Source organism: Lysinibacillus sp. NPDC095746, from assembly GCF_044763535.1.
Lineage (GTDB): Bacteria > Bacillota > Bacilli > Bacillales_A > Planococcaceae > Lysinibacillus.
Map to the genome: position 1 here is coordinate 21543 of NZ_JBIWGL010000045.1, position 9877 is coordinate 31419.

Here is a 9877-nt window from a genome sequence, read left to right on the forward strand (position 1 = left end):
ATTATAGATAGGTTGATTTTTAGCTAAAAATATACGATATTTTCTACTTTACGTATTACCCACCTTCGCAAAATCGAGCTGTTTTTGTTATAAGAAACAGCTAAGCACCTATTTGCTTAGCTGGGTTTATTTTAAAGTTATTCCTTTATTCTTCCCATAACAATTGTATTATAATAGTTGCCATCTGAAAGGAATTTATCACTTTTTAAGACGCCTTCAACTTCAAAGCCAAGCTTTTTATAGAGCAAAATTGCTTTGTCATTTGTCTCTACAACATTCAAGGCCATTTTTTTTATGTCATTCGTGTCAGCCCATTCAATCGATGCTTCTAGGAGGTTTTTTCCTATTCCATAACGCCAAAATTCCTTTAAAACACCTACACCAAACTCTACTTTATGAGCAAATCTTTTTAATGGAAACCCCTCACATCTAGAAAATCCGACAATGCGATTATCAACTACTGCTACTAAACACAAATTCCTTGGACTTACCGTGTCTTCCTTTATGATTTCTTCAAATCCTGTCGTATCGATAAAGCCTTCCCCTTGTTCTCTATCGAAGTTTTCCGTCTCTCCATCAAGTTGTAGCCTCAGATCTGATAATGCTTGAGCATCTTCTATATTGGCAGATCTAATTGTATAATGAAGTTCCTTTATATTAAATTCTTGGCTGTTTATGCGCATTATTGAAACCTCTTTTACTTAGTTTTAAAGATAGTACTTGGCTCAATGTTCACGAATCGATTGTGCCAAACGGACTCGTGGTGCTTTATAATTTGTTGTGCGTTTAATACGTGACTATCTAGGGTGGTATGTGCACCTTCCACTAAAATATTATGATGGTATCCATGACTATAGGCATTTCGGATGGTCGTATCAAGACAAAATTCTGTTTGAGCACCAGCGAAAATAAGCTGCTCAATTTGTTGTTCCTGTAAGTATTGCGCTAATTCCGTTTGATAGAATGCATCCCATGTTGTTTTTTGAATTACTTTATCATCTAGTTGTCGTAGAAGTCCGTGATATAGATCCCAGCCTGGTTTGCCAAATGCAAAATCGTCATCTTTATTTGAATCCGTATGCTGGATAAAAATAATTGGAACTTCGCTGTGCCGTGCCCAGGTTAGTAACATATTAATGTTTTCTAGTACTTTTTCGTAATCAAATAAGTAGTTTTCACTATCCAAAAAAAATGCTTCTTTGCATATCCACTATCATTAATGCCTGCTTCATATAGTTCTCCTTTTGGAGTCTGACTTTAATTCTTTCATTGTACAAAAAACTTTTTTCCATTTAAAGAGAATTATGAAAAGAGAGGGAGATTTCCATTTTAGATGATCTTGTTCAAGTGGGTGAATGATGAGTCACGATGTTGGTACGAAGGGATATCACAGGACGTGATGTTTTCCTCTACCCTTGGGTGGCAAGTACTAATTTGTCAGCAAGTTTTATATTCTCCTTTAAATAATTTGGTATAGAAGAATTATCGAGTATTTTGTTCAGTTGTCATCCACACGACACTGTCAACTTCACCAGGACTCTTTGCAAAAGCTTCTCCGTGCTGATGTTGACAAAGAAATACGATGTCTACTACACTAATACCAGCATCTGTCAAGAAGGAGGAACTATTAACATACCTTAGATTTGAAACCTCCACCCCAACTTCTTCGGCAATTTCCCTTATAAGTGTTCTTTCTAAAATATTTGTTGTGAACCCTTCCTTTTCGACCTTCCCACCAACAAGAGACAATACTGCCCCTGCATGTTCCTCTTTTTCACTACGTTTTATTAACAGCCATTTTTTATTTTTGTATATTGCAGCTTCCACATTAACGATAAACATATTATCGCCTCCTAAAAAAGTATTTTATATGTATTTTCTGCATCAGAAGAGTCTTCTCCTTTTTCGATTTTTTCTACCGCAAGTATTTTTCTGCATGGTAGGACGAATGTTAGCAAAAACGAATAAACGGCTTAAGCCCATTAGTTTAAAGGGATTAAGCCGCTCAAAATATTTTCCACTATTTCCTCCGTCACTTGACAAGAAGAAGTTCAATTGTTTTATTTCATTAACTCTTCAACAAATTCAACTGGTACATATGTTTTTGTTGGTTCTAATAAAGCTGGTGCTACTTTAAAATAACGAAGTGCTTTATTATAGCCATATTCTTTTTGATCACGTGTAATTGTATAAGATAATGCGCCTTTAGAAATAATTGCACCATTTCCTGTTGATTCTACTTTAAAGCCCAACTCTTCGGCAATTAAACGTAGTGGTACCATTTTAGTACCTTCGACCTCATAAAAGTCTTTATTAATAATTTCTTGTACTGCAGCTTTAGATGGATCCACTTCTCCTGGCTCTTGTGCAATCGTATCTAAAACGACAACTTTTGAAGGTGGTGTTTGTGCTGGGATACTCATTGTTGCAATTGTATAGAACACTAGTAAATGTTGTTCTGCTAAATCCTCTGCCTTTACTTTTTTACCAGACAGGCTAAGTAATTCCGTTTCTTTACCAATATTTAGTTTTAACGTATTATCAGTATTCACTAATTCTTTATTGAAAAAGTCTACTTCTACAGTTCCCATTTCTTTTGTTTCAACAATAATTACCTCTGGGTTATATTGTGGTGGATAAATCATCAGCATTGGCTTATTTGCATATGTGTATGCTGTTACTTTATCACCTTTTTGTAGTTTAACTTCTTTACCAGTATTATCGAAAACTAGTGTTTCGTCATTTACGACAAAAACATTTGTATTGTCTTCCTCTTTTACAGTGTAATATGTTGAATCGTCACGTTTTTCAACACGCTCAATTGTTCCAGCTATTTTAATAAAAATAGGTTGAACTTGTGGATTTTGCTCATTATTATCAGTAGCGTTCGTCACAACCGCTTTTCCTTCGTTTGCTGATGCAGTTGGAGCTACTACAGCGCCCCCGATTAATAATGCTGACATGGCAAATGGTACGACTTTCGTCATTTTCATAAAAAAGCATCTCCTTCATTTCACGAATTCATAGTAGTAGTCGGCTATAAAAGAAAAAGGTTACACTATTGCCATCATTTATTTTAATCCGCTAAAAAAGCCGTGATTCTTTTACGGTAAAGAATCACAGCTTTCTCATATGCTGGCTGGATGAGTATTTTGTTCGGTTCGCGAGTATTTCCTTGCTTCGCGCACGTTATTGCTTTAATCGTATTAGTTTAAAACATAAATTGAAGAAGATTTAATATACGCTGTAAAAAATATTCCCGCTCGTTTTGTTTCTTCCTTATTTTCAAAGCCATATCTGGGAGATCGGTAATGACGCCATTGACATTTTTCCGAATAAAATTGTGTAATGACTGATCTTTATTTAATGTCCAGACAAACAGTTTAATTTTTTGTTGCTTCATCTCTGAAATCAGCTGATCTGTTACCCAAGCTTCCTCAAGTGATATAAAATCAACTGTTTCATCCATCGGCCCGATATTTAATGCATAGACAATCCCTACACGTAAATTCGGCGCCAATTTTTTTAACTGTGACATCATTTGTGGGTCTGATGATTGCACATAATACGTATCGAGCACCTTATAAGCTTTTAGTTTTTCTACTAACTTGGGCAATACATCTTCTGTTTCTTTACCATGAACTTTCAATTCAATCAGTAAGGAAACATTTAAAGCTTTTGCTATTTCAATAAAATCATCTAAAGATGAAATTTTGTCATTAAAACCATTAGCATGAATCGTTAACGTCTTTAATTCACCGAGTGTCATATTGGCTATAACGCCATTTTTACCTGTAAGTCTTCTTAATGTTCGATCATGAAATACAACGAATTGTCCATCTACCGTTTGCTGAATATCGACCTCGATTAAGTCTGCACCTGCACTTGCTGCGCTGACAAGGCCACTGATTGTATTTTCCACATTACCCTCTGTGTAGCCACGATGAGCAATAATTTTTGTATCTGGTGCATAAACACTTTTCTCTAACGAAATAATATTCATCACACTTAATGCGATAAAAACAAACAAAATGATAAATAACAATGGCTTATAGCGCCTTCTTCGAAATTTCGGTGTAAACCTTGTCTTGCTTAAAGGGGTGTAATAAGTAAAGGCCACCATTACTTGTGAAATCATTGCTTGCAGTATACTAAATAGCACGACGAAAACCATTTCTAAAAAAGCAATAGTAATCCCCGCTGTGACAAGTGCTGTACTCGGTATCAAACGCTCCAACATATATAATGGCAAAGTACTTATAAGTGTAATTCCAAGCATCACAAGTAAAAGAACTGTAACTAGCATAGCTAATAATCCAAGAAGTTTTAACAAGTCCCGCTTTGAAAAACGCCAGCTGTATATTAATGAACGACATAGTGATATTTTGGGCTGGATTGTAAAGATCGGCAAAGCCAATATACTACGTATGCCCACTATTACTAAAACAATTACCATAGCGAAATAAAGTAAACGACCCGAACGACTACTCATTATTTCATCTGTCAAAAAGTGCGGAATGGTCATTGCTTGTGTTAACGTTAGTGGAAATATAAATGAAGCTAATGGCAATAAAAGTGCAATATAAATAAATAAAAAAATGATTTGAATACTAAAAAAAGAAAGTACCTTACGATTGAGCTGTTGCCATATGTGTAGATATCGATATCGAATTCCCCGTTGTTGATAAAAAGCCATTAAAAAAAGAAAGCCCATTTCATAATAAATAAATAGAAAAATAAGCACAATCAAAAAAAGAAACATCGAAATGACAAAGGGATGCACCATAAAACTTTGAATATTTTGCTCCGTAATATGTGTGTAGCCCGTTACTCGTAGCATTAGCTTAAATACGATAGCCGTCATTGGAACAATTAATAAAAACTGAAATAACTTAATCAGCGCGAAAACCTGTATATAATCGATGCGATACATATAAATATTGTAGACAGCTTGTCGCATTACTTGTCCCTCTTTATGCATTTACTCACCTCAGTCATACCTATCGTATCCCCTATCTTAAGCATCTTTCGGATTTTTATAAGCTCTTCCTATACGATATGTAAAGTCATTTATTTCTAATTATTTTCTGCTCTTGAAATACAATTTGTTCCATATAATATGCAAGGAAAAATGATAAGATTTCTGTATTTTTAGTGTCTATAAATATTTTTTTGAAACTTTTTTGTATGTAACTCGGTAAATAATAGAATCGATACAAAATAAGGGGGCTAATAATTATGAGACAAACAATGTTTCATCTTGGTGATATTATTAGTACAACCGTACTTTTTGTCATTTTCCTAGCGATATTTTTCGTGATGATTCATACGATTAAAAGAATGAAATCGACTGCTCCTTCGCCTCCACAAGAAACACTTCAGCAACAAGTAGAGAATTTAACAGTACGAGTGACAATACTTGAGCAACAATTGGAAAATTTATCAGAAAGACGCTAGCTCCTAAGGAATGAAAAAGAGGCTCGGAGAAATGTGTTTCAGCCAACAAAAATACCGAACTATCCAATGAAACGCTTATGAAGTGTTTCGGTATAGTTCGGTTTTTCTATTCGGCTTTATAAAGAAACCATTTAGTTTGTCCCAGCCTCTTCATGTTCTTATAAAAATATTATGTCAATGAATTAAGATGTTATAAAAGACTCTACGGCAAAACACAGGTTGATTTCCGTTACGACTGCGCTCTTTCCAGGGGGCATCGGGGCAACAAATGCTTTTTTTGCGCGAAAGCGAAGCGACAGCATAATAAGTTTGCTGTGTGAAAGAGTAAAACACTTTGAAAACACAAGCCAGAATCATTTCTTTCACTTGTTTTAAACGAAGTCTTCACTTCTTTTATATTATTTCTTCTATAAGTTAGATTTCATATAGTAACGTTCTTTGTTAAATAGATGCATTAAAGTAAAATACAATATGGTTCATTTTTCACTCATTATTACGTTTAACGCTCCAGCTGCTTTTGGCCATCCCACATAAAAGGCCATTTGTGTTATCAAAGCAATAATTTCCTTGTCATTAATTCCATTTTTTTCGGCCAATTGTAGATGAAATCGTAGTTGTTCAGTATTACCAATACTCATTAGAGCAGATAGTGTACACAAACTTCTTTCTTTTAATGTTAACGTAGAATCTCTCCATACTTTTTCGAATAATATGTTTTCACTGTAATCAACAAAATCGGGAGCAATCTCTCTCATTTTCTTTGATATGTTGGATTCGATACGATCATTCACTACTCTTTTTCCTCCTTTGTAATAACCATTTGTGCCATTCCTTGGCCAAATGACCAGTTTTCTGCTGGTGACTCTATCAATGTAATAAAAATATCAGTTGTAGAAATGTTTAAATGATGATAGAAAACTTCCGAAATAGATTGATACAAATTCTTTTTCTGCTTTATTGTTCTTCCTGGCGCACATGTAATGGAGATATGTACCATTTTATCGGATCTCTTTTTCTCCCCTTCTAAGAGATAATCCGGATCGTAAAAAAATTGATTAGATGGGTAAGATAAACACATGTGAAAATAATCATCTTCCGGAATTTTAAAATGTTCAATTAATGCATGATGAATACCATTGCTCACCTTTTTTAAGTCTTCTGAATTGAGTAGATCTTCTCGATAATAAATATGGACAAACGGCATATATTCACTCCCTTTCTTATAAGCTATATTTTACTTCCGTGACTTTGATTTGTATAATTGAAAAAAAATCACATTATTATCAATAAAACCGATGAAGATGAGGTGTCAAAATGGAAATAAAAGAGTTAAAGACATTTAAAACAATTGTTGAAGAAGGAACTTTTTCACTTGCGGCAAAAAAATTAAACTATGCTCAGTCAACCGTAACAACGCATATAAAAAAACTAGAAAAGGAACTTGGCTTTCTTTTATTTGAACGAGGGTGGGATGCCAAATTAACAGATGAAGGTACTTTATTTGTAGAGGAAGTAGATAACTTAGGTTTATCAAGACCTAATTTTAAAAAAGATAGAAAATTTAAAGGGTTCTACATATTAGATATGACTAATATGTAGAACCCTTTCTTCTTTTACTAAAGCACTCGTTAGTTTAAGTACATTTATTCACAATCACTAAGCTCATCTATCACTTTAGGATTTATTTTGCACCTTTTTTAAGTGCTATATTGCACATATAACTTTAAAACCCAGTTACTTTCACATAAGAAGATTAGTTGGGTTTCTCTTGTCTAGTAGATGAAAATCAACTCTGTGAGTTAAAAAGTATTTACTTTCATATGTAATTCGATTACATTAAATAAATAAGCGTTTATTTATTTAATGTATTGTGAGGGATGATGAATGGCAAGAACAGTCAACAATCAACAGCGACTAGAGAAGCGAAATGTCATATTAAAAGAAGCGAAAAGGCAATTTCCAAGAGAGGGGTTTTCTAAGACTACTCTTTCTAGTATAGGACAGGCAATAGGTATTAATCCTGCTACGATTTTACTGTATTTTCCTAACAAGGAGGACTTGTTTGAGAATACCGTTAAAGAAGCAGTTCAGGAGACTAGAAAAGGACAATTTTATTTACCAGAAAGTCTAGAACTGTCAGAACACTTAGAGCAGATGGTGAGGCATCACGTGAAGCAATATCGTGAAGATCCATCAAACCTACGAATTTTACAATACCTGTTTTCCCAATCGGGTAGGTTCCCAGAGTTACAGCAAGAAGCAGTTTCCATCACTTATGAGTTTGTGGAGAGAATGACTGGATTGTTGAAAAAGCGCTCTAGATTAAATGAAACCGAACAAGAACTTCGCGATAAAACGTGGGCTTATTTATCTTTCCTAAGTGGATTTACGATGATTATGCTTGAGCCTGAAAAATATCCATTATGGGAAGGGATTGTAAAACAAGGAATTAAGCTAATTGAAACATAAAGGAGTTAAAGAAATATGATCCATAACGAAGTCAAGAAAGTAATGACGCTATATAGTAGAAGGTTGAACGAAATGTTTCCAAATCAAGTTCTTGGAGTCTATTTATATGGCTCAAATGTTATAGGTGCCTTTCATCCTGAAAGCAGTGATATTGATTTTGTTACAGTTTTTAGTCGGGAATTGACAGGCGAAGGGTTAATAAAACTATCGTACCTTCATAAGGAGGTTAAAGCTAAAAGTCCATTGGTCAAAAAGTTTGAATGTGAGTACTTATCTTTGGATGAGCAGAATCAATTACAGTTACATAAATCTTTCCCGTTTTTTGAGGGTACAAAGTGTAAGGGAAAAAGAAAGCTTATGAAAATTGCGGTTTATCAGCTTGTCCATGATTCATATGCTGTTTACGGTCCGAATTTTTCTACTTATTACTCAAATATAGATTGGAAAGATGTTATTCAGGAGATGGAGTACAATCTTAACTACTATATAGCGAGTAAAGCTTCCCGAAGCTATTTGTTTTTATTCGATTTTTGGATTGAGTTCATTGTATTAACCTTATGTCGAGTGTACTATACATTGAAAACAGGAAAGATTACATCAAAGGAACTGGCCTGTGCAGAAGTGATCAAGGACTTTGATTTAAGGTATTCTGACATTCTTCATGAGGCGCTTAGAATTAGAGGGAGAGTTCAAGTCAAGTCCAATTATAAAAATCGATGGGAACGAAAGAATGCAACGATCTATTTTATAAATTCTTTGAGAGAGTATTGTAATCAAGCTTTTTTATCTAGATAATATGGAATCGGTCCCGTTCTATTCACAAAAGGCAATTTCATTAATCCTGCTACTTTAACTAAACTGCATCGTTAGTTGAATAAGAAAAAGATGGGTTCTCTGTGGAATCCCATCTTTAAGTAAAGCACCCCGTTAGCTCAATAAGAAAAGCTGCCTTTGACTTCGGCAGCTTGATCTTAAACTCTTGAACCAGTTACTTGAAAAACACCATTGATTGAATAAACTTAACTGTTGCTCCCTTTAATATCATTACTTGTCTTTTCAAAACACATATTAACTGTCCTTTCGTTTGAACGAGTCCGATGCATTGTATTGGCAGGTACAGTAAATATTTCTCCAGGTTTCAATGAAACTGTTTCAGTGTTTTCTAAGTCTATGAAAAGTTCACCTTCTAATACATAAAATAACTCATCGCAATTCTCGTGTTTATGCCAGTGAAATTCTCCATTTATCACAGCTATTCTAAGAGCGTGATCATTTACTTCACTTACAATAAAATTTGTGTAGTCACTTTGGTTTTTTATTAATTCATTTAGGTTGTATACCTTTAATTGACCATTTTTCTGCATTCTCATTCTCCTTACCTAATCTAATCCTCTTTAATGACTAAATTCGACAATAGAACTAAAATTCCTTTTTCTTCTTCAACTATTCTGCCTCGTTAGCTCAATAAGAAAAGCACCATTGACTTCGGTGCTTGGTCTTAAACTCTGTATTCGTTTCGTTTGTTTGAGTGTATTTATTCACATTCTTAATAGTATTTAAAACTCCCTCTATTATGTAATAGTTTATTTGATTTTTTAGTATCTCTTTTGAATTTTCTATATTCCCGAAAGAATAATACTGTATATCCGGTAATACACCCAATAGGACCTGTCCACATTACTGGTCCATTAACAAATATATAACTTGAAACACATCCAAGAATCATAGCTGATGAATAAATTAATATATCTGTTTTATTCTTTTTTAAAAATGCTTTAAAATACACTGATTTCACCTACCAAGAAGTATTGATACTTTATATTAAATGTTCTAACATCGTTATTCCACTATTCTGCCCCGTTAGCCATCCATGTAGCGCAAAAACCAGCGCTACACCACAGAAGATGAAAATGTACTCAGAACGGGTATTGAATACTACGGCTGGGAGAGG

At 34.1% G+C, this 9877-nt stretch carries 10 protein-coding genes and 2 pseudogenes; 4 read left to right on the forward strand and 8 right to left on the reverse strand.

The window, feature by feature from the left end:
• Positions 1 to 137: 137 nt before the first annotated feature.
• The 5 genes and pseudogenes from ACIQ7N_RS22190 to ACIQ7N_RS22210 all read right to left on the reverse strand — a co-directional run bounded on the left by ACIQ7N_RS22190 (position 138) and on the right by ACIQ7N_RS22210 (position 4981).
• On the reverse strand, positions 138 to 683 hold the full coding sequence (locus ACIQ7N_RS22190) for a GNAT family N-acetyltransferase (RefSeq protein ID WP_402936285.1): 546 nt from the start codon (positions 681 to 683) through the stop codon (positions 138 to 140).
• A gap of 14 nt (positions 684 to 697) precedes the next feature.
• Positions 698 to 1186: an isochorismatase family protein gene (locus ACIQ7N_RS22195; RefSeq protein WP_402936287.1), complete on the reverse strand. Its 489-nt coding sequence runs from the start codon at positions 1184 to 1186 to the stop codon at positions 698 to 700.
• A gap of 223 nt (positions 1187 to 1409) precedes the next feature.
• A pseudogene (locus ACIQ7N_RS22200) lies at positions 1410 to 1842 on the reverse strand (NUDIX hydrolase).
• A 218-nt stretch (positions 1843 to 2060) separates the two neighbouring features.
• Positions 2061 to 2993 (reverse strand): stalk domain-containing protein, encoded by a 933-nt coding sequence (locus ACIQ7N_RS22205; RefSeq protein WP_402936288.1) that lies wholly within the window; start codon positions 2991 to 2993, stop codon positions 2061 to 2063.
• A 218-nt stretch (positions 2994 to 3211) separates the two neighbouring features.
• Positions 3212 to 4981 (reverse strand): glycerophosphoryl diester phosphodiesterase membrane domain-containing protein, encoded by a 1770-nt coding sequence (locus tag ACIQ7N_RS22210; RefSeq protein ID WP_402936289.1) that lies wholly within the window; start codon positions 4979 to 4981, stop codon positions 3212 to 3214.
• A gap of 257 nt (positions 4982 to 5238) precedes the next feature.
• Between ACIQ7N_RS22210 and ACIQ7N_RS22215 the strand changes: the two genes are divergently transcribed.
• Positions 5239 to 5457, forward strand: coding sequence for a hypothetical protein (locus ACIQ7N_RS22215; RefSeq protein WP_402936290.1), 219 nt, complete (start codon positions 5239 to 5241; stop codon positions 5455 to 5457).
• A gap of 476 nt (positions 5458 to 5933) precedes the next feature.
• Here the strand turns inward: ACIQ7N_RS22215 and ACIQ7N_RS22220 are convergent, their stop codons facing one another.
• Positions 5934 to 6248, reverse strand: coding sequence for a carboxymuconolactone decarboxylase family protein (locus tag ACIQ7N_RS22220; RefSeq protein ID WP_402936291.1), 315 nt, complete (start codon positions 6246 to 6248; stop codon positions 5934 to 5936).
• On the reverse strand, positions 6248 to 6661 hold the full coding sequence (locus ACIQ7N_RS22225) for a tautomerase family protein (protein WP_402936292.1): 414 nt from the start codon (positions 6659 to 6661) through the stop codon (positions 6248 to 6250). Before ACIQ7N_RS22225 ends, ACIQ7N_RS22220 begins: the two co-directional genes overlap by 1 nt.
• 110 nt (positions 6662 to 6771) lie before the next feature.
• Here ACIQ7N_RS22225 and ACIQ7N_RS22230 point away from each other — a divergent pair.
• The 3 genes and pseudogenes from ACIQ7N_RS22230 to ACIQ7N_RS22240 all read left to right on the forward strand — a co-directional run.
• A pseudogene (locus tag ACIQ7N_RS22230) lies at positions 6772 to 6981 on the forward strand (LysR family transcriptional regulator); the annotation flags it as partial.
• Between the two features lie 360 nt (positions 6982 to 7341).
• The gene (locus ACIQ7N_RS22235) at positions 7342 to 7926 is read left to right on the forward strand and encodes a TetR/AcrR family transcriptional regulator (protein WP_402936293.1); all 585 of its coding nucleotides are present in this window, start codon (positions 7342 to 7344) and stop codon (positions 7924 to 7926) included.
• Between the two features lie 15 nt (positions 7927 to 7941).
• Entirely contained in the window at positions 7942 to 8721 is a 780-nt protein-coding gene (locus ACIQ7N_RS22240; protein WP_402936295.1) for an aminoglycoside adenylyltransferase domain-containing protein, read from the forward strand.
• A 224-nt stretch (positions 8722 to 8945) separates the two neighbouring features.
• On the opposite strand, the gene ACIQ7N_RS22245 is transcribed toward ACIQ7N_RS22240, so the two are convergent.
• Positions 8946 to 9290, reverse strand: coding sequence for a cupin domain-containing protein (locus ACIQ7N_RS22245; protein ID WP_402936297.1), 345 nt, complete (start codon positions 9288 to 9290; stop codon positions 8946 to 8948).
• Positions 9291 to 9877 lie beyond the last annotated feature (587 nt).

Coding starts and splice junctions, on each gene's coding strand:
- ACIQ7N_RS22210 (WP_402936289.1), bottom strand. CDS start 4,981: ATGCATAAAGAGGGACAAGTAATGCGACAAGCTGTCTACAATATTTAT.
- ACIQ7N_RS22215 (WP_402936290.1), top strand. CDS start 5,239: ATGAGACAAACAATGTTTCATCTTGGTGATATTATTAGTACAACCGTA.
- ACIQ7N_RS22190 (WP_402936285.1), bottom strand. CDS start 683: ATGCGCATAAACAGCCAAGAATTTAATATAAAGGAACTTCATTATACA.
- ACIQ7N_RS22235 (WP_402936293.1), top strand. CDS start 7,342: ATGGCAAGAACAGTCAACAATCAACAGCGACTAGAGAAGCGAAATGTC.
- ACIQ7N_RS22245 (WP_402936297.1), bottom strand. CDS start 9,290: ATGCAGAAAAATGGTCAATTAAAGGTATACAACCTAAATGAATTAATA.
- ACIQ7N_RS22240 (WP_402936295.1), top strand. CDS start 7,942: ATGATCCATAACGAAGTCAAGAAAGTAATGACGCTATATAGTAGAAGG.
- ACIQ7N_RS22225 (WP_402936292.1), bottom strand. CDS start 6,661: ATGCCGTTTGTCCATATTTATTATCGAGAAGATCTACTCAATTCAGAA.
- ACIQ7N_RS22205 (WP_402936288.1), bottom strand. CDS start 2,993: ATGAAAATGACGAAAGTCGTACCATTTGCCATGTCAGCATTATTAATC.